This window comes from Derxia lacustris (assembly GCF_002105195.1).
In the GTDB taxonomy this organism is placed as follows: Bacteria; Pseudomonadota; Gammaproteobacteria; order Burkholderiales; family Burkholderiaceae_E; genus Derxia; species Derxia lacustris.
On the sequence record NZ_MUHU01000025.1, the window covers coordinates 167,453 to 186,679 of the forward strand.

At 72.3% G+C, this 19,227-nt stretch carries 18 protein-coding genes; 13 read left to right on the forward strand and 5 right to left on the reverse strand.

Annotated elements, in window-relative coordinates; translation table 11 throughout:
- Positions 1 to 18: 18 nt before the first annotated feature.
- From B9P64_RS25760 to B9P64_RS16785, 6 genes are all read left to right on the forward strand, one after another.
- Positions 19 to 291 carry an acyl carrier protein gene (locus tag B9P64_RS25760; RefSeq protein WP_176256861.1) on the forward strand — a complete coding sequence of 91 codons (273 nt, stop codon included), beginning with the start codon at positions 19 to 21 and terminating at the stop codon, positions 289 to 291.
- On the forward strand, positions 288 to 1,520 hold the full coding sequence (locus tag B9P64_RS16765) for an MFS transporter (protein WP_085317157.1): 1,233 nt from the start codon (positions 288 to 290) through the stop codon (positions 1,518 to 1,520). The genes B9P64_RS25760 and B9P64_RS16765 overlap by 4 nt, the downstream gene beginning before the upstream one ends.
- Entirely contained in the window at positions 1,517 to 2,284 is a 768-nt protein-coding gene (locus B9P64_RS16770) for a thioesterase II family protein (RefSeq protein ID WP_085317158.1), read from the forward strand. Before B9P64_RS16765 ends, B9P64_RS16770 begins: the two co-directional genes overlap by 4 nt.
- Positions 2,285 to 2,363: 79 nt before the next feature.
- Positions 2,364 to 3,734 carry an esterase-like activity of phytase family protein gene (locus tag B9P64_RS16775; protein ID WP_085317159.1) on the forward strand — a complete coding sequence of 457 codons (1,371 nt, stop codon included), beginning with the start codon at positions 2,364 to 2,366 and terminating at the stop codon, positions 3,732 to 3,734.
- Between the two features lie 5 nt (positions 3,735 to 3,739).
- On the forward strand, positions 3,740 to 4,306 hold the full coding sequence (locus B9P64_RS16780) for a hypothetical protein (protein ID WP_085317160.1): 567 nt from the start codon (positions 3,740 to 3,742) through the stop codon (positions 4,304 to 4,306).
- Between the two features lie 61 nt (positions 4,307 to 4,367).
- Positions 4,368 to 5,462 (forward strand): transporter, encoded by a 1,095-nt coding sequence (locus B9P64_RS16785; protein WP_085317161.1) that lies wholly within the window; start codon positions 4,368 to 4,370, stop codon positions 5,460 to 5,462.
- A gap of 56 nt (positions 5,463 to 5,518) precedes the next feature.
- On the opposite strand, the gene B9P64_RS16790 is transcribed toward B9P64_RS16785, so the two are convergent.
- The gene (locus B9P64_RS16790) at positions 5,519 to 6,367 is read right to left on the reverse strand and encodes a PA4780 family RIO1-like protein kinase (RefSeq protein ID WP_085317162.1); all 849 of its coding nucleotides are present in this window, start codon (positions 6,365 to 6,367) and stop codon (positions 5,519 to 5,521) included.
- Between the two features lie 68 nt (positions 6,368 to 6,435).
- Positions 6,436 to 7,194 (reverse strand): SDR family NAD(P)-dependent oxidoreductase, encoded by a 759-nt coding sequence (locus B9P64_RS16795; RefSeq protein ID WP_085317404.1) that lies wholly within the window; start codon positions 7,192 to 7,194, stop codon positions 6,436 to 6,438.
- 163 nt (positions 7,195 to 7,357) lie between these two features.
- Between B9P64_RS16795 and B9P64_RS16800 the strand changes: the two genes are divergently transcribed.
- The 6 genes from B9P64_RS16800 (at position 7,358) to B9P64_RS16825 (ending at position 13,968) form a co-directional block, all read left to right on the forward strand.
- Positions 7,358 to 8,260: a LysR family transcriptional regulator gene (locus tag B9P64_RS16800; protein ID WP_085317163.1), complete on the forward strand. Its 903-nt coding sequence runs from the start codon at positions 7,358 to 7,360 to the stop codon at positions 8,258 to 8,260.
- 70 nt (positions 8,261 to 8,330) lie between these two features.
- Entirely contained in the window at positions 8,331 to 9,371 is a 1,041-nt protein-coding gene (locus B9P64_RS16805) for an NAD(P)H-dependent flavin oxidoreductase (protein ID WP_085317164.1), read from the forward strand.
- A 99-nt stretch (positions 9,372 to 9,470) separates the two neighbouring features.
- A complete protein-coding gene (locus B9P64_RS16810) occupies positions 9,471 to 11,063 on the forward strand; it encodes a DUF1800 domain-containing protein (protein WP_235840022.1) in 1,593 nt (530 codons plus the stop codon).
- A gap of 134 nt (positions 11,064 to 11,197) precedes the next feature.
- On the forward strand, positions 11,198 to 12,514 hold the full coding sequence (locus B9P64_RS16815) for a DUF1501 domain-containing protein (RefSeq protein ID WP_085317165.1): 1,317 nt from the start codon (positions 11,198 to 11,200) through the stop codon (positions 12,512 to 12,514).
- Positions 12,515 to 12,615: 101 nt separating this feature from the next.
- Positions 12,616 to 13,005, forward strand: a complete 390-nt coding sequence (locus B9P64_RS16820; RefSeq protein ID WP_085317166.1) for a VOC family protein — start codon at positions 12,616 to 12,618, stop codon at positions 13,003 to 13,005.
- A gap of 81 nt (positions 13,006 to 13,086) precedes the next feature.
- The gene (locus B9P64_RS16825; protein WP_085317167.1) at positions 13,087 to 13,968 is read left to right on the forward strand and encodes a transglutaminase-like domain-containing protein; all 882 of its coding nucleotides are present in this window, start codon (positions 13,087 to 13,089) and stop codon (positions 13,966 to 13,968) included.
- Between the two features lie 13 nt (positions 13,969 to 13,981).
- Here the strand turns inward: B9P64_RS16825 and B9P64_RS16830 are convergent, their stop codons facing one another.
- The 3 genes from B9P64_RS16830 to acuR form a co-directional block, all read right to left on the reverse strand.
- On the reverse strand, positions 13,982 to 16,267 hold the full coding sequence (locus tag B9P64_RS16830) for a TonB-dependent receptor plug domain-containing protein (protein ID WP_085317168.1): 2,286 nt from the start codon (positions 16,265 to 16,267) through the stop codon (positions 13,982 to 13,984).
- A 206-nt stretch (positions 16,268 to 16,473) separates the two neighbouring features.
- Positions 16,474 to 17,454 (reverse strand): acrylyl-CoA reductase (NADPH), encoded by a 981-nt coding sequence (gene acuI / locus B9P64_RS16835; protein ID WP_085317169.1) that lies wholly within the window; start codon positions 17,452 to 17,454, stop codon positions 16,474 to 16,476.
- Positions 17,455 to 17,481: 27 nt separating this feature from the next.
- Entirely contained in the window at positions 17,482 to 18,150 is a 669-nt protein-coding gene (gene acuR, locus B9P64_RS16840) for an acrylate utilization transcriptional regulator AcuR (protein ID WP_085317170.1), read from the reverse strand.
- A 195-nt stretch (positions 18,151 to 18,345) separates the two neighbouring features.
- Between acuR and B9P64_RS16845 the strand changes: the two genes are divergently transcribed.
- A complete protein-coding gene (locus tag B9P64_RS16845) occupies positions 18,346 to 19,209 on the forward strand; it encodes a DUF6345 domain-containing protein (protein ID WP_085317171.1) in 864 nt (287 codons plus the stop codon).
- Positions 19,210 to 19,227 lie beyond the last annotated feature (18 nt).

Consider the following 19,227-nt stretch of genomic DNA (forward strand, 5'->3'; position numbering starts at 1 on the left):
CCTCAACAAGGAGACGACATGAACCAGCACGATTCCATCCGCGACAAGCTCAAGGACTTTGTCGCGCGCGAGGCCGACCTGGCCGGCGACGACATCGACGACGACGCCAACCTCGGCGACTACGGCGTCGATTCGAGCGCCGCCGTCGCGCTCATCGGCGAGATGGAAGACGCCTACGGCGTCGAGCTGTCGCCGACGCTCATCTACGAGCACCCGACGCTCGATGCGCTGGCCGACGCCATCGGCCAGTCCGTCGCCGACGCGCGCAAGGACGACGCGGCCGCCGCATGACGCCGCTCGCCCGCGCCTGCTGCGCCGTGCCGCACACCGCGCCGCCGCCCGCCCTGCGCGACGGCTGGCTGGTGGCCGGCGTGTTCGCCGTCGGCACCGACGCCTTCATGCTGCCCGGCCTGCTGCCGGCCATCGCCGCCGACCTGGGCCTCGATCTGGCCGAGGCGGGCCGGCTCGCGGCCGGCTACGGGCTGGCCTATGCCGTCGGCGCGCCGCTGCTGGCGGTGGCGACGGCACGCTGCGCGCGGCGGCCGGTGCTGCTCGGCGCGCTCGGCGCCTTTGCGCTGGCCGGGCTGGGCGCGGCGCTGGCCGACGGCCCGGCCGCGCTGCTGGCGGCACGGCTGCTGCTGGCGCTGGCGGCGGCCTGCTATTTCCCGGCCGCCAGCGCCTGCGCGGTGGCGGCCAGCCCGGCGGCGTTGCGCGGCCGGGCGCTCACGCGCGTGTACGGCGGCATGACGCTGGCGCTGGTGGCCGGCGTGCCGCTCGCCACCGCGCTGGCGGCGCAGTTCGGCTGGCGCGCGGCGTTTGCGGCCACGGTGCTGCCGGCGCTGGCCGCCGCCGCCGGCATGGCGTGGCAGCTGCGCGCGCCGCCGCCCGATGCCGGCGCGCCCGGCCTCGCGGCACGGCTGCGGCCGCTCGGCGATGGCGCGGTGCTCGGCACGCTGCTGGTCACGCTGGCCGGCGTGGGCGGCAGCTTTGCGGTCTACACCTATCTGGCCGCCACGCTCGGCGCCATCGATGCCGACCTGCCGGGCTGGCTCGGCGCGCTGCTGCTGGTGTTCGGTCTGGCCGGCGCGGCGGGCAACCGGCTGGCCGGCCGCCTGGTCGATGGCGGCCGCGCCGCGCTGGCGACGGTCGCAAGCCTCGGCGGCAAGGCGCTGGCGTTCGCGCTGCTGGCACTGCTGGCGCAGGGCGCGGACGGCGCGGCGGCGGGCGAGCCGGTTGCGCTGGCCGCCGTCGCGGTCGTCGCGCTCTACGGCTTCGCTGGCTGGATGTTTCCGCCGCTGCAACAGGCGCGGCTCGCGCGGCTGGCGCCCGGCGCGCTGGCCACGGCGCTGTCGCTCAATGCCAGCGCGCTCTATCTCGGCATGGCCGGCGGCGCGCTGCTCGGCGGCCAGGCGCTCGAACGCTGGGGCGCCGGCCGGCTCGGCTGGGTCGGCGCCGGCGTCGAGCTGCTGGCGCTGGTCCTGCTCGCAACACTTCCGCGCCCCGCTTCCGCTGCCCGATGACCGCGCCCGACCATCCCCATCTCGTCCTGCCCCGGCCGCGCCCCGATGCGCGGCTGCGGCTGTTCCTGTTCCATCACGCGGGCGGCTCGCATCTGGTGTTCCGCGACTGGGCCGCGCGCCTGCCCGACGACTGGGAGGTCTGCCTGCTGGCCTATCCGGGCCGGCTGCGGCTGCACCGCCTGCCGCTGCCGCCCAGCCTTGCCGAGCTGGCCGCGCTGCTGCGGCCGGCGCTGGACGGGCGGCTCGACCGGCCGTTCGCCTTCTTCGGCCACAGCATGGGCGCGCTGGTCGCCTACCAGCTCACGCTCGAACTGCTGCGCGACGGCGCGCCGCTGCCGGCCTGGCTCGGGCTGTCGGGCTTCGAGGCGCCGAACCGCGCGCCGAAGAAGACGCGCGAACGCTCGCTGCACCGCTTCGACGACGCCGGCCTGCGCCGCGAACTCGCCGCGCTCGGCGGCACGCCGGCCGGCTTTCTGGACGACGAGGCCAACTGGCAGGCGGTGGCGCGGCTGATCCGCGCCGACCTGGCGCTGTTCGAGACCTGGCGCGCCGATCCGCTCGCGCCCACGCTGCCGATGCCGGTGTCGGCCTTTGTCGGCGCGCAGGACCGGCTGGTGACCGAGGAGGGCGTGACGCACTGGGCCTATTTCACGCAGCGCTGGCTCGGCCATCGGCGCTACGAGGGCGATCACTTCTACTTCGCGGCCGACCCGGCGCCGCTGCTGGCGGCGCTGCAAGCCGACGTGGCCCGGGCGCTTGCCTGACGTCGGACGGCAGCGGCGCCGTCATCGCCCTGCCTTGCAGCCTGCGGACCATGCGCGACCCCCACTCCGGACTCCGCCCATGCGCCCGACCCGTCTCGCCCTCGCCGCCGCGCTCGCGCTCGGCAGTTTCTGCACCCTGCCCGCGCAGGCCGTCGATCTGATCGCCATCGGCAAGCTGTCGGCCACCGCCACCGACTTCTCGGGCCAGACCGGCACGCTCGAAAACGGCGCGCGCGGCGACCTGTTCGGCGGCGTCGGCTCGGGCCTGGCCTGGGTCGGCGGCAGCCGCTTTCTGGCCCTGCCCGACCGCGGCCCCAACGCCGTCGACTGGAACGCCAGCGTCGACAACACCACCAGCTACATCCCGCGCTTCCACACGCTCGACCTGGTGCTGACCCAGCGCGCCGACGCCGCCACCGGCCTGCCGTTCACGCTCACGCCCAGCCTCGTGGGCACCACGCTGCTGTACAGCCGCACGCCACTCAAGTACGGCGGCACGGTCGGCGGCCATGCCGCCACGCCCACCAAGAACGACGCCACCCACTACTACCTGAGCGGCCGCTCCGACAACTTCGACCCGGCGACCACCTCGGCCAGCACCGCCGACGCGCGCTTCGATCCCGAAGGCATCCGCGTGTCGCGCAACGGCAGCACGGTCTACATCTCGGACGAGTACGGCCCCTACATCTATCAATTCGACCGCGCGACCGGCGGCCGTGGCCGCACCGTGACGCTGCCGGCCAACTTCGCCATCGCCAGCAAGTCGGCCGTGGGCGCGACCGAAATCGCCGCCAACGCCACCGGCCGCGTGACCAACAAGGGCATGGAAGGCCTCGCCATCTCGCCCGACGGCCGCGTGCTGTTCGGCTTCATGCAGAGCCCGCTCGCGCAGGACGGCGGCGACGGCGGCCGCGCCAACCGCATCATCCGCATCGACATCGCCAGCGGCGCGAGCAAGCAGTTCGTCTACGACAACTTCCTGGCCGACAAGAACAAGGCCTACAACTCCAGCGAAGTGCTGGCGCTCAACGACCATGAGCTGCTGGTGCTGGAGCGCGACGGCAAGGGTCTGGGCGACGACAGCAAGGCCGACGTCAAGCGCATCTACAAGGTCGATACCGCCGGCGCCGCCGACGTGAGCAACCTGACCGGCGCCGCCAACCTGCTGCCGCTGGCCATGCCCAAGACGCTGTTCCTCGACATCGCCGCCAAGCTGCTCGCCGCCGGCCTCAAGAACACCGCCATCCCGGCCAAGCTCGAAGGCATGACCTTCGGCGCCGACGTGGTGATCGGCGGCAAGGTCAAGCACACGCTCTATGTCGGCAACGACAACGACTTTCTGGCGGTGACGCCGGGCGGCCTGAGCAACCCCAACCAGTGGTTCGTCTTCGCCTTCGACGACGCCGATCTCGGCGGCTCGGTCTTCGTCAACCAGACCTTCGGGAACTGATCGCCATGAACTTCAAGCATCTCGTCATCGCCCTGGCCGGCTGCGCCTGCATCGGCAGCGCCCAGGCCGCCTTCACCGGCAGCAGCGCGCCGGGCAACTGGACGCTCGGCAATACCAACGGCGGCAACGGCAGCGCCAGCAACGACGGCAGCACGCTCACGCTCAGCTCGGCCAATTTCGCCGACTTCGACGCCGCGCCGCTCGACGGCAGCACGACCAGCTACGGCATCAGCTTCGCGCACGCCGGCACGGTCAGCTTCGACTGGAGCTATCTCACCGCCGACGAAGGCGGATCGAGCTACGACCGCTTCGGCTATGTGCTCGACGGCACGGCCTACCAGCTGAGCAGCGACGGCCTGTGGGACGCGCAGAGCGGCCACGCGAGCTTTGCGGTCGCGGCCGGCAGCCATTTCGCGTTCACGATGAACAGCGATGCGATCTGGGGCGGCGCCGTCGCCACGGTCAGCAACTTCAGCGCGATCAGCGCCGTGCCCGAAGCCGATCCGCTGGCGATGCTGGCGCTCGGCCTGCCGCTCGCGGTGCTGGCGGCGCGCCGCCGTCGCGCGGCCTGATGCACGCGCCGGGCTGCATCGTGGCGCGCCTGGCGCGCGGCCGCGCCTGAGCCGCGCCGTCATGGCCGCCGGCGCGCCCGCTGCCAGCTATGGCAGCGACGATCACGGGCTGATCTGCGGCTGGCATTTCCGGCCCGGTCGGCCGGCCACGGCGGTCGACTCGGCCAGCGCGGCGGTGGCGCTGCTGGCGGCGTTCGAGGCGGCGGGCGGCATGGCGGACAGCCAGCCCGGCGGCAGCGACGCGGCTGGCGGCCGGCCCGACGGCGCCGACGTCACCGGCTTTCTGTGGCTGCACTTCAACCTCAGCCACGCCGGCGCCGAGCCCTGGATGCGCGCCCACACCGGGCTGGAAGAGAACTTCTTCGACGAGCTGCACTCCGGCTCGCGCACCACCCGCATCGAGCGCGACGGCGAACGGCTGTTCGGCGTGATGAACGACGTGGTGTTCGACTTCGCCTTCGATGCCGGCGATGTGGCCACGCTCTGGCTGAGCCTGGGGCCACGGCTGTTCGTGAGCGCGCGGCGCCATCCGCTGCGCGCCATCGACCGGCTGCGCATGGCGGTGCGCCACGGCGCGGCGCCGGCGTCCACGGTCGAGCTGCTCGACCATCTGCTGCACGATCAGGCCGACGAGCTGCAAGCCATCGTGCGGCAGGTGGTCGAGCGCGCCGATCTGATGGAAGACGACCTGCTGGCCGGCCGCCATGAGCGTCATCTGCCCGAGCTGCCGCGCCTGCGCCGGCTGATGGCGCGGCTGCAACGCCTCCTCGCCCCCGAGCCGAGCGCGCTGATGCGCATGCTGGCGCGGCCGCCGGCCTGGGTCGCGCCCGACGACATCGCCCAGCTGCAAGCCGCGACCGAGGACTTTGCCCTGGTGCTGCGCGACATCGCCGGCGTGCAGGAGCGCATCAAGCTGATGCAGGACGAGGCCTCGGCACGCATGGCCGAGGAGAGCAACCGCACCCTGTTCACGCTCACGCTGGTGACGGTGCTGGCGCTGCCGATCAACCTGGTGTCGGGCATGTTCGGCATGAACGTCGGCGGCATTCCGCTGGGGGAGAACGATCACGGCTTCTGGATCATGGCCGCGATCATCGGCGCGCTGACCGGCGCGATCGCCTGGGTGGTGGCGTCGCGGCTGCGGCGCCGGGGCTGAGGCGCAGGGCGGCGGCGGCTTGAGGCCGGCGCCTTGAGGCCAGCGCCGCTGCGGCGTCAGCCTTCGCCGGCCTCGCGCTGGCGCCGCATCTCTTCCTCGCGCTTGGCGTCCTCGATCACGCCGAGCACATCGCGCAGATTCACCGGGCGATGGTCGGCGCGGAAGCGGCCGGTCAGCGGCGTGTCGGGCGTGAGATGGCCGTGCTCGTACAGCGCCCAGATCTCGTTGCCGTAGTCGCTCGCCAGCAGCTCGGGCGCGAAGCGGCCGAAGAAGTCGCGCAGGTTGTCCACGTCGCGCAGCAGCATGCGTTTGGCGTGGTTGTTGCCGGCCGCATCCACCGCCTGCGGCAGGTCGATGATGACCGGGCCGTCGCCGGCCAGCAGGATGTTGAATTCGGACAGGTCGCCATGCACGACGCCGGCGCAGAGCATGCGCACGGCCTCCTTCACCAGCGTGGCGTGATGGCGCCGCGCCTGCTCGGGCGAGAACTGCACATCGTTGAGGCGCGGCGCGGCATTGCCGTCGGCGTCGGTCACCAGTTCCATCAGCAGCACGCCGTCGTGGAACAGATGCGGCTTGGGCACGCGCACGCCGGCAGCGGCAAGGCGGAACAGCGCATCGACCTCGGCGTTCTGCCAGGCCTCCTCGCGCGCCTCGCGCCCGAAGCGCGTGCCCTTGGCCATCGCGCGCGCCTGCCGGCTGTTCTTGACCTTGCGGTTCTCGGTGTAGTCGACGGCCTGGCGGAAGCTGCGCGCCGTGGCCTCCTTGTAGACCTTGGCGCAGCGGACTTCCTCGCCGCAGCGCACGACATACACGGTGGCTTCCTTGCCGCTCATGAGCTGGCGCACGACGGAGTCGACGAGGCCTTCTTCGATGACGGAAAGCAGTCTCTTGGGTGGTTTCATCGCCGCATGATGCACGGGAAGCGCGGCGTCACGGCAGGCGGCCGACAGTCAGCGCCGCGCCGCCCGGCTCACAGAAACATCCCGCCCGACGCCTCCACCCGCTGGCCGTTGATCCAGCCCGCGTCATCCGACAGCAGCGCGCAGACCGCGCCGCCAATGTCGTCGGGCAGGCCGACGCGGCCGAGCGCGGTCTGCGCCGCGATGTGGGCATTCATCTGCGGGTTGTCGCGCACCGCGCCGCCGCCGAAGTCGGTCTCGATGGCGCCGGGCGCGAGCGTGTTGACGGCGATGCCGCGCGGGCCCAGTTCGCGGGCCAGATAGCGCGTCAGCACTTCCACGCCGCCCTTCATCGCCGCATAGGCCGCAAAGCCCGGCAGCGCAAAGCGCGTGAGCCCGGTCGACACATTGAGGATGCGGCCGCCGTCGGCGATCAGCGGCAGCAGCGCCTGGGTGAGGAAGAAGGGGCCCTTGAGCTGAATCTTCATCAGCTCGTCGAACTGCGCCTCGGTGGTTTCGGCGAAGGTCGCGTTTATGCCGATGCCGGCGTTGTTGAGCAGCCAGTCGAAGCGCTCGCGGCCAAAGCGGTCGGCGAGCGCGGTCTTCAGGCCGGCGGCAAAGGCCGCGAAGCTGGCGCTGTCGGCCACGTCGAGCGGCAGGGCCAGGGCGCGCCGGCCGAGCGCCTCGATGGCGCGCACCACGGCGTCGGCCTCGTCGGCGCGGCTGCGGTAGGTAACGACCACATCGGCGCCGTGCGCGGCGAGGGCCAGTGCGGCATTGCGGCCCAGGCCGCGACTGCCGCCGGTGACGAGGGCGATCTTGCTGTTCATGGCGGTCACTCCAGACAGGATCCGCTGGGTTGCATTGCCGGAAGCGGCCTCGGCGGCCAGCGGCCCGCGCGATGAAAACCAGTCTATTGTTGGCTAACAGACGAATAAACCCGTCGCAGGCGAATAGACTGTTCAACACCCAAGAACAATTCGGAGCCCGCCCATGGATCAGCTCGACGCAATGCGCATCTACACGCGGGTGGCCGAACTGGCCAGCTTCACCGACGCCGCCACCCGGCTGGCGCTGCCCAAGGCCACGATTTCGACCGCCGTGCAAAAGCTCGAAGCCCAGCTCGGCACGCGCCTGCTGCATCGCACCACGCGGCGCGTGCAGATGACCCAGGACGGCCAGGTGTTCTACGAGCGCTGCAAGGATTTGCTGGCCGACATGGATGAGCTGAACGGCCTGTTCCAGCCCGAGGCGGCCCGGCTCGACGGCCGGCTGCGGGTCGACATGCCGGTCGGCGTGGCGCGCGATCTGGTGCTGCCGGCGCTGCCCGATTTTCTGGCCGCGCATCCGGCCATCGAGCTGGAGCTGAGCGCGACCGACCGCCGCGTGGACCTGGTGCGCGAGGGCTTCGACTGCGTGCTGCGCGTCGGCGCGCTCGATGAATCGAGTCTGGTGGCGCGGCCGCTCGGGCGCTGGCCGCTTGGCAATTTCGCGAGCCCCGATTACGTCGCGCGCCACGGCCGGCCCGAGTCGCCGGCCGATCTGGCGCGGCATCGGCTCATCCACTACCAGCCGCTGCTCGGCGCGCGCACGCCGGGCTTCGAGTATGTGGATGGCGACGGCGCGACCCAGTTCGTCGCCATGCCCGGCGCGCTGGCCGTCAACAGCAGCGAGTGCTACACGGCGGCCTGTCTGGCCGGGCTGGGCATCGTGCAGTCGCCGGCGTCGGCGCTGCGGCCGCTGGTGGACGCGGGCCGGCTGGTCGAGCTGCTGCCCGAGCATCGCGCCGCGCCGATGCCGGTGCAGCTGCTGTTCGCCCACCGGCGCCATCTGCCGCGCCGGGTGCGGGTGTTCATGGACTGGATCGAGGCGCTGCTGGCGCCGCAGCTGATCTAGCCGGCGGTTGTGGCCGCGCCCGCCCGGCGGCAGGCTTGGCGCCTTCGCCCACCGCCGCAAGGAAGACCGCATGCCCACGCTCCATCCCCTGCTCGGCACCGCCCTGCCCATCGTGCAGGCGCCCATGGCCGGCGCCCAGACCGCCCGGCTCGCGCTCGCGGTCGGCGCGGCCGGCGGCCTCGGCTCGCTGCCCACGGCCGCGCTCGACGCCGCCCGGCTGCGCGACGAACTCGCGCTGCTGCGCGCCAGCAGCCTGCCGTTCAACGTCAACTTCTTCTGCCACACGCCGCCCGCGGCCGATGCCGCGCGCGAGGCGGCCTGGCAGGCGCGGCTGGCGCCGTTTGCGCGCGAGCTGGGCCTGGACCCAGCCGCGCTGCCGTCCGGCCCCGGGCGCCAGCCGTTCACGCCGGCGCTGGCCGAGCTGGTCGAGCCGTTCGCGCCGCCGGTGGTGAGCTTTCATTTCGGGCTGCCGGCGCCCGAGCTGCTGGCGCGCGTCAAGCGCTGGGGCGCCCGGGTGCTGGCCTCGGCCACCACGGTCGACGAGGCGCGCTGGCTCGAAGCGCACGGTGCCGACGGCGTGATCGCGCAGGGGCTGGAGGCCGGCGGCCATCGCGGCCACTTTCTGAGCGCCGATCTGGCGCGCCAGCCGGGGCTGTTCGCGCTGCTGCCGGCGGTGGTCGATGCGGTGCGGCTGCCGGTGATCGCCGCCGGCGGCATTGCCGATGCGCGCGGCGTGCGCGCGGCGCTGGCGCTCGGCGCGAGCGCGGTGCAGGTCGGCACCGCCTATCTGCTCTGCCCCGAGGCCGATACCGGGCCGCTGCATCGCGCCGCGCTGGCCGGGCCCGACGCCGCGCACACCGCGCTGACCGACGTGTTCACCGGCCGGCCGGCGCGCGGCATCGTCAACCGCGCCATGCGCGAGCTGGGCCCGCTGTGCGCCGACGCGCCGGCATTTCCGCTCGCCGCCGCCGCGCTCGGCCCGCTGCGCGCAGCCGCCGAGGCGCTGGGCCGCGCCGACTTCACGCCGCTATGGGCCGGGCAGAACGCCGCCGGCTGCCGCGAGATGGGCGCCGCCGAACTCACGCGTGCGCTGGCCGCCGGGCTCGACTGAGCCGGGCTGCATCTGGAAACACACTTCAGCCGGCGTTCAGCCGGCACGGCGCGCGCCGGACTAGGCTAGGCCGGTCATCACTGCCCGGGCCTGACCATCGTGAATCTCCGTCTTACGCAAACCACCGGCCGCCGCGCCTTTCTGCGCGCCGGGCTGGCCGGCGCCGGCGCACTGGCGCTGACGCGCGCCCTGCCCGCAGCGCAGGCCGCCGACCTTGCCAGCGCCAATCCGGCCATCGGCGAGGACACCCATGTGCTCGCCCGGCTGGCCTTCGGCCCGGCCGCGCCCGACCGCGCCCGGCTGCGCAGCCTCGGCATCGACGGCTGGATCGCCGAGCAGCTCACGCCCGAGCGCATCGCGCTGCCGGCCGATCTGCAAGCCGATCTCGATGCGCTGCCCACGCAGAAGCTGTCGCAGTACGGGCTGCTGACGCGCTACCGCGAGTCGCTCGCCGCCGGCAAGAAGGACGACGCCGGCAAGGCGCTGCGGCGCGAGCTGGTGCAGACCGTGGCGCTGGAGGACGGCCAGGCCCGGCTGCTGCGCGCGCTGCGCAGCCCGCGCCAGCTGGAGGAGGTGATGACCGAGTTCTGGTTCAACCACTTCAACGTGTTTGCCGACAAGGGGCCGATCAAGCTGCTGGCCGGCAATTACGAGCGCGAGGCGATCCGGCCGCATGCCTTCGGCCGCTTCCGCGACCTGCTCGGCGCCACCGCGCGCCATCCGGCGATGCTGTTCTATCTCGACAACTGGATCTCGGTGGCGGCGGGCAAGACCCTGCCCGGCGGCCGCAACTCCGGCCTCAACGAGAACTACGCGCGCGAGCTGATGGAGCTGCACACGCTCGGCGTGGACGGCGGCTACAGCCAGAAGGACGTGACCGAGCTGGCGCGCATGCTGACCGGCTGGACCTACAACGCGCAGAAGGACGCGCCCTCGGTGTTCGGCTTCGATCCCAAACGGCATGACGACGAGCCCAAGGTCTGGCTCGGCCAGACGATTGCGCCGGCCGGCGAGGCCGAGGGCGAGCGCGCGCTCGACACCCTGGCGCGCCATCCGGCCACGGCGAAGCACATCGGCTTCAAGCTGGCCCAGACCTTCGTCGCCGACGCGCCGCCGCCGGCGCTGGTCGACCGGCTGGCGCGCCGCTTCGGCGACACCGATGGCGACATCCGCGAAGTGCTGCGCACGCTGTTCGCCAGCGCCGAGTTCCGCGCGCCGGCGGTGCGCGGCGCCAAGTTCAAGACGCCCTACCGGCAGGTGGTGAGCGCGGTGCGCGTGGCCGGCATCGCGGTGGAAAACGCGCTGCCGCTGCGCGCGGTGCTGACCCAGGCCGGCATGCCGCTGTACGGCTGCGTCACGCCCGACGGCTGGCACGACACCGAGGAGGCCTGGCTCAATCCCGACGCCGTCGCGCGCCGGGTCAACTTCGCCAGCACGCTGGCGGCCGGCCGGCTGCCGCTCGGCAGGCCCTTCGAGGCGCTGGTGGAAGCGCCGGTGCCCGACCGGGCGATGGCCGAGGATGCGGCGCCGGCCCGGCCCACGCCGGTGCGCGCCGAGCCGCTCGACGCCGCCGCGCTGCTCGCCACGCTCGGCGACGCGATCTCGCCGCGCACCCGCGACGCGGTGCAGCAGGCGCGGCCCGAACTGCGCGCCGCGCTGGTGCTCGGCAGCCCGGACTTCATGCGCCACTGAGGGCGCGCCAACGCCACCGACAGCGCGCCAACCCGCGCCGCCCCGTACATCGCCCACCGCGCCGCCGCATCCGCCGCGCCAGCCCACATCGCGCCGCCCATGGCGGCGGCGCCCATCGTTTCGCAGGAGGTTCCATGCACCGTCGCAACTTGCTCAAGGCCGTGGCGCTCGCCGCCGGCGGCCTCGCCCTGCCCGTGGGCCGCAGCGCCTGGGCGCTGATGCCGCCGGCCGGCCGCGCCAGTGCCGCCGCGGTCGATGCCGCCGCCAGCGGCGCCGGTCGCGACGACAGCGCGCCGCGCCTGGTCGTGGTGTTTCTGCGCGGCGCGATCGACGGGCTCAGCATCGTCGCGCCGCATGCCGAGCCGAGCTATGCGGCGCGCCGGCCGACCATCGCGCTGGCCGCGCCCGGCAAGGATGGCGGCGCGCTCGACCTCGACGGCCGCTTCGGCCTGCATCCGGCGCTGTCGATGCTGCTGCCGCTGTGGCAGTCGGGCACGCTCGGCTTCGTCCACGCCAGCGGCTCGCCCGATGCCACGCGCTCGCATTTCGACGCCCAGTTCTTCATGGAATCGGGCACGCCGGGGCGCAAGTCGACCGCCGACGGCTGGCTCAACCGGCTGCTTGGCGGACTGCCGGCCACGGCCGAGCAACGCGCCGCGCCGGTACGCGCGGTGAGCATCGGCCAGTCGCTGCCGCAGATCTGGGCCGGCCGCGAGACCGTGGCCAACATCGCCAGCGGCCGCAGCGCCACCGCGCCCAGCGTGCTCGACCGGCCGGCCGTGGCCGAAGCCTTCGACCGCCTGTATGCCGGCGACGATGCGCTCGGCCGCGCCTACCGCAAGGGCCAGGACGCGCGCCAGGAGCTGCTCGACCTGAACGACGCCGCCAGCGTCGACCGCGAGATGAAGGCCGCCAGCAATGGCGCGCCGCTGCCGGCCGGCTTCAGCGAGGACTGCCGGCGCCTGGGCCAGATGATGCGCAAGGACGCGCGGGTGCAGCTCGGTTTCATGGCCGTGGGCGGCTGGGACACCCATACCGGCGAAGGCGCGGCGACCGGCCATCTGGCGGCGCGACTGGCCCAGCTGGGCAAGGGCCTGGCCACGCTGCCCGAGGCGCTCGGCCCGGCCTGGGCCAATACCGTGGTGGTGGTGATGTCGGAATTCGGCCGCACCGCCGCCGAGAACGGCAATCGCGGCACCGACCACGGCCACGGCAATGCGATGTGGCTGCTCGGCGGCCCGGTGGCCGGCGGCAAGGTGCACGGCCGCTGGCCCGGGCTGGACGACAGCGCGCTCTACGAGGGCCGCGATCTGGCCATCACCACCGACTTCCGCGACGTGTATGCCGCGCTGGCCGAGCGCCATCTGCGCCTGCCGTCGGCGCGGCTGGCCGAGGTGTTTCCGGATTTCCGGCCGGGGGATGGGGTCGGGAAGGGCGTGCTGCGCGGGTGAGGTGGCGAAACCATCGGCGCATCCTCGGCGGTCGGGCCATCATCCGGCCTTGACCGCGCCGCCGGCGCTGCCCGTCACGCCGCTCACCACAGAGGAAGCGCATGAAATTCGGCTACACCATCGTCTACGTCAGCTCGGTCGCCGATGCGCTCGCGTTCTATGAAGCGGCCTTCGGCTTCAGCCGGCGCTTCCTGCACGAGTCCGGCAGCTATGGCGAGCTCGACACCGGCGCCACCACGCTGGCGTTTGCCGCGCACGAGCTCGGCGCCGCCCACTTCCCGGCCGGCTATCGCAAGGTCGACGACGGCGGCACGCCGCTCGGCATCGAGCTGGGCCTTGTCTGCGCCGACGTGCCGGCCGCCTTCGACCGCGCGGTCGCCGCCGGCGCCGAGCCGCTGGTGGCGCCGGCCGCGATGCCCTGGGGCCAGACCGTGGCCTGGGTGCGCGGCAAGGACGGCACGCTGGTCGAGCTGTGCACGGCAATCGGCTGACATGGCGCGCCGCCCACCGCAAGACCGCAACACAGCCTCGCTAGCCTCGGGCGCCCGCCTCCACCCTTTGCACTGCCGCCCATGACACGCATCGAGGTCCAGCTCGAACTGCATTACGAGGTCGATGCCTTCGGCGCCGATTTCGTGTTCAACCTGCATGCCGCCTTCACGCCGCAGCAGGCGGTGTGGAACGAGCGGCTCACGCTGAACCAGCCGGTGCCCACGCTGCTGCATGCCGATCCGGCCACCGGCACCCGCTTTCTGCGCCTGAGCGCGCTGCCCGGCCCGCTCACGCTCGGCTACAGCGCCGCCATCGAGCTGACGCACTTCTTCGCCGATCCGCTGCTGCTGACCGAGCAGCCGGTGCCGGCGCTGCCGCCCGAGGTGCTGCCCTATGTCTTCCCGAGCCGCTATTGCGAGTCGGACCGGCTGGTCAAGTTCGCCATCGCCGAGTTCGGCCATCTGCCGCGCGGCCACGGCCGGGCCCAGGCCATCTGCGACTGGGTGCGCGGCCATGTGACCTATGCCGCCAACACCACCGACACCAACACCTCGGCCGCCAACACCCTGCTCGACCGCGTCGGCGTGTGCCGCGATTTCGCGCATCTGATGATTGCGCTGTGCCGCGCGGTCAACCTGCCGGCGCGCTTTGCGACCGGCACCGATTACGGCGCCATGCCCGCCAACGGCCGGCTCGATTTCCACGCTTACGTTGAGGTGTGGCTCGGCGACCGCTGGTATCTGTTCGATCCGGCCGGCACCGCGATTCCGATGGCGCTGATCCGCTTCGGCACCGGCCGCGATGCGGCCGACGTGGCCTTCGCGACCATCTTCGGCAACGTGATCTCGCGCGCGCCCGATGTGCGCGCCGTCGCCATCGAGGACCTGGATCGCGGCGTGACCCTGCCCTGGCATTGCTGGCAGGCGCTCAGCACCGACGCCGGGCCGGGCCGGCGCTACTGAACGCCGCCGCGCGTCAGATCTTGAGTTCCCAGCGCACCGACACCACCGGATTGGTCCGCTGCGTGGTGCTCGTGGTCTGGGTGATGCCCGAGGCGGCGACGATGCTGCCGCCGCTCAGGTAGTCGCGGCCCGACACGTTGCTGGCCGCCAGCCGCAGCTGCGAGGCCGGCGTGAAGGCCCAGACGCCGAACACGTCCACGCCGATCTTGGTGCCGCTGCGGCTTTCCTGCGTGGGCGAGGTCTGCACCACGGTCACCGGCGTCCAGGTGACGCCGCTGCCCAGCGTGAGCGGCAGGCCGGCCACCTTGCCGTCGGCGCTCAGGCTGCCCTGGGCCTTGGGCTGCTGGTCGAGCCGGTTGTCCGGGCCCGGAATGCCGTCCACATGCGAGCGGTAGAAGCTGACGCTCGCCTTCAGGTTGACCGGCGTGGCGCCGGTCCACAGCTCGTCGGTGCTGGCGCGCGCCTCCAGCTCGATGCCGCGCGTGACCGCATCGCCGACGTTCTCGGGCCGCGTGAACCAGCGCGGCGTGTCCGACCACGGCACGCTGCCGAAGCTCGTCACCGAGCGGATCAGGTCGGTGATGCGGCGCTGGAAGAAGCCGATGCTGGTCACGCCGCGCCGGCCGATGTAGTGCTCGTAGGCCAGGTCGATGCCGGTGGCGAGTTCTGGCTTGAGATCGGGATTGCCGACGCTGTCGGCATTGCTCGGATCGTTGGGCCGCACCGACAGCGTGGGCAGGCCCGACAGCTGGCCGAGCTGCGGCGCCTTGTAGCTGCGCGTGAGGCTCAGGCGCACCTGGTCGCGCGTCGATTCATCGGGCTTCCAGGCCACATGGAACAGCGGCGACCAGACCGAGCTGGTGTTGTCGCTCTGGCTGCCGGCGGTGCGGCTGGTGGTGGCGATCTGCTCCCAGCGCAGCCCGGCATAGGCCGACCAGGCCGGCGAGAACTCCCATTCATCCTGGGCCCAGCCGGCCAGGGTGCGGATGGTGGAATCGGTCTCGGTGCCAAAGCCGGCCAGCTGCGACACGCCGTTTTCGACCGAAGTCTTGGTCTGGCCGCGCTTGGCGCGTTCCACTTCCCAGCCAGCCACGAGGCTGTGGCCGCTCTCCAGCGGCAGGCTGACCTTGCCCTTGTTGTTGATCGTGCGGTCGGTGCTGCGGTTGTCGGTATCGAGCGTGCGGCTCTGGCTGCCGTTGGCGCCGAACTCGTCGCGCGCCGCCTTGTTGCGGTTCTCCGAGCCGCCCAGGCTCAGATCGAGCTGGAGCCGCGCGCCATCGTCATTGAGCCGGTGCTGCCATTGCGCGCTGATGCGGCCGTTGGCATCGCTGTTGTCGCCGTCGGTATGGCTGGTCGCGTAGGGCGCGGTGCCGAGCGGCTGAGTGAGCTGGCTGCGCGTGTCGGTCGTGCCACGCAGCGCGAACAGGAAGGGCATGAGCACGAACTGGTCGCCGCCGGCCAGCCGCCATTGCACGCGCGAGCCCAGATGCAGGCCCTGGCGCTCGCCGATGGAACGCGCGGTCTCGTTGCGGTCGGCCAGCAAGGCGCCGCTCGCGGTGTCGAAGGTCTGCGTGCGGGTCGAGGTCTCGGTGAGCTGGTCGGAATGGAACACCGAGGTCGAGAAGTTGTAGGCGTTGCCGTCGCCGAAGCGGTCGTTGCGCGTCAGCGAGGCGCGCGGCGAGAAGCGGCCGTGCTCGACCGAGGTTTCGAGCTTGACCTCGGTGCTGCTCAGGTTGAGCGCCTCGCGCAGCACGATGTTGATGACGCCGGCGATGGCGCGGGTGCCGAACTCGGCGGTCGGCGCCTTCATGATCTCGATGCGCTCGATCTGCTCGGGCGAGAGGGTGTCGATCGAGAAGCCCGGCGGGATGCGCTCGCCGTTGATGAGCACCATCGTGTAGCCGTTGCCGAGGCCGCGCATGCGCACATCGCCGCCCGGGCGCCCGGGCGGGCCGCCGAGCGTCACGCCGGGCAGGCGCCGCAGCACGTCGCCCACGTTGCTGTCGCCGAACTGGTTGATCTCGTCGCGGCCGATGACGGTCTTGGGCGCGGTCGACAGGCGCCGCGCATCGACCTCGCTGCGCTGGCCGCCGGTGATCTGCACCGTGTCGAGCGTGAGGTTGCCGGGCTTGGCGGCGCTGGCCGGGCGCGCGGCGTCGGCGGGCTTGGCGGCGGGATCGGCCGGCACGGCGGCCTGCTGGGCCAGCAGCGCGGGCGAGGCAAAGGCCAGCACAAGCGCCAGGGCAAGGCGCGACGGACGCGGCGCGCGAGCGCCGGCAGGGCAAGGAAGGGAGGGCATGGGGGTTCTGCGCGCGGAAGGCTATCGGTCCCGTACTCCGTACGGGTGTTGGGCGCGCGCGAGTTTGCCGCAGTGCGGGGCAGGTTTTGCGCCGGCGGCGCAGGAAGTTTTCCCGGCTGCCTGCTTTGGGCGGCGACGCCGTTGGCTATGGGCGGCGCCGACGTTGCGGCAATGCGTCAGTGGCCACTGCGCCGCCCGGCCCGGGCTCAACGATTCACATCCACCACCACGCGGCCGCGCAGCTTGCCGGCCATGATCTGCGCGGCGCTATCGATGACTTCGCCGAGCCCGATCTCGCGCGCGATCGCGCCGAGCCTGGCCGGATCGAGGTCGCGCGCGAGCCGGTCCCAGGCCGCGATGCGATCGGCCCTGGGCCGCATCACGCTGTCGATGCCGGCCAGCGTGACGCCGCGCAGGATGAAGGGCATGACGGTGGCCGGCAGATCGGCGCCGCCGGCCAGTCCGCAGGCCGCCACCGTGCCGCCGTACCGGGTGCTGGCGAGCACGTTGGCCAGCACATGGCTGCCCACCACGTCGACCGCGCCGGCCCAGCGCTCGCGCGCCAGCGGCTTGCCCGGCGCGGCAAAGTCGGCGCGCACCAGCACCTCGCGCGCGCCGAGCGCCTTGAGGTAGTCGGCCTCCTCGGGCCGGCCGCTCACGGCCACCACGTCATAGCCGAGCTTGCCCAGCAGCGCGACCGCCACGCTGCCCACGCCGCCGGCCGCGCCGGTCACCAGCACCTCGCCGCTGGCCGGCACGACGCCGTGCTGTTCCAGCGCCAGCACGCAGAGCATCGCGGTATAGCCGGCGGTGCCGATCTCCATCGCCTGCCGCGCGGTAAAGCCGGCCGGCAGCGGAATGAGCCAGTCGCCCTTGAGCCGCGCGGTCTGCGCCAGCGCGCCCCAGTGGCCCTCGCCCACGCCCCAGCCGTTGAGCAGCACCGCATCGCCGGGCGCGAAGTCGGGATGGCTGCTGATCTCGACCGTGCCGGCCAGATCGATGCCCGGCACCATCGGGAACTTGCGCACCACCGGCCCCTTGCCAGTGATGGCGAGCGCGTCCTTGTAGTTGAGCGTGGAGTAGGCCACGCGCACGGTCACGTCGCCGTCGGGCAGGCGGGCCGGGTCGATGTCCTGCAGCGCGGCGCGATAGCCGGCGTCGTCCTTCTCGATGAGGATGGCTTTCATGAGGTCTCCTTGGGGGCGGGATGGGGCTCAGGCCGGCTTGCGCCGCTTTGGTGACGGCTTTCTGCAAAGGCTTGCAACATAGCCGTCGATGAACAGGTCGAGCGCGTCGGGACCGCGCTCCAGCCGGGCGCGCAGCACCGCGCCTTCCCAGCCGATCCAGAACAGCCGGGCGGCGCGCTCGCAGTCGGTGGCGGGCGCGATCTCGCCGGCCGCCACGGCGGCGCGCAGGCAGTCGGCCACGCGCGCTTCCCAGTCGGCAAACACCGCCAGCAGCCGGGCCCGAAAGCCTTCGGGCAGCGCCGACATCTCCTGGCCCAGGTTGCCGACCAGGCAGCCGCGGCGCCAGTCGTGGCGCGCCATGCCGGCGGTGGCATCGGCGGCAAAGGCGCGCAGCCGAGCCAGCGGCGAGGGCTCGTCGACAGCCAGCAGATGGCGATCAAGCTTGCGCGCGAAGTAGCCGGCATAGCGCTCGACCAGCGCCGCGCCGAAGGCTTCCTTGCTCGGGAACCAGTGATAGAACGAGCCCTTGGGCACGCCGGCGGCACGCAGGATTTCGTCGATGCCGGTGGCGGCGAAGCCCTTCTCGGTGAGCGCCGCCACGCCGGCGCGCAGCAGCGCCTCGCGGGTGGCGTCGGGCGCGAGCGCATTGCGGGCGGGGCGGCCGCGCCGGCGCGCGGTGGTGGATTCATCGGTCATGCGGCCGATATTAGACCGACCGGCTAGAAATACCCAAGCGCTCACTCCCCGGGCGCCGTGCATCGGTGGGCAATCGGTGGGAGGCCGGCTCGCAGGCTGCGCCCGGTCGATGCCGCTGGCACCGGCACAAAAGCCGCAGAACAAATGCTTCTTAAACCGGCATGCGGCACCAGTACACCCTCGGAGGGGACAAGCATGTCCATCAACAAACTGCTCGTTGCGGCCGGCATTGCCGGCTGCGCCTTCGTCGCCCAGCCGGCGGCGGCCACCAATGTGAGCATGGGCTGCGTCGAGCGCTACAGCGACGCCCAGGGCTTCACCAGCAAGGACGACGTCACGCTCACCTGCGACGCGGCCTCGGGCTTCTACGGCATGTTCAACCTGTTCGGCGGTCATGCCTTGCGGCGCTTCTGGCAGAACACGCTGGTCTGGCCGAGCGACTACCGCGAGGACAGCCTTGGCGGCAGCGACAGCGTCGAGGCCGACTGGTCGAGCGCCGACCTGCAAGTGTTCTCGGGCCACGGCAGCTGCCAGAACCCGCCGGTCGCGTCCTCGCCCGACTTCATCGTGACGGCCAAGAACGGCATCGGCCGCAATGCCAACTTCGTGAACATCGGCAGCTCGCTGCGGCTGGGCGAATTCCCGGGCTCGGGCGTGTTCGGCTCCAACGGCAATCTCAATGCGCTGATGCTCAACGCCAGCTGCCCGATGGATCTGGTGTCGCTCACGACCCAATGGTGGCCGGTGTTCCAGGGCCTGCATGTGGCCATGGGCCATGCCGGCGACGTGAACCACGACAACCTCGACAGCGCGACCAAGCTGCCGACGGTCGGCATGTGGCTCGGCATGCTCGGCGGCCCGTTCGGCAATGTGAGCTACCGCCAGGCCTGGATGAGCGCCGGCCTGATCGATGTGCAGAGCGGCGTGTGCGCGGTGATCGCCGGCACCGGCCGCACCGAGGCCGAGGCGGTGCAGCGGCGCGATGCCGAAACGCCCACGCAACGCCTGGCCGATGCCCTGCCCGCGAGCTGGATCGCCTGGCGCTGGGTCTGCAATTGAACGCCGCCCGTCAACCCG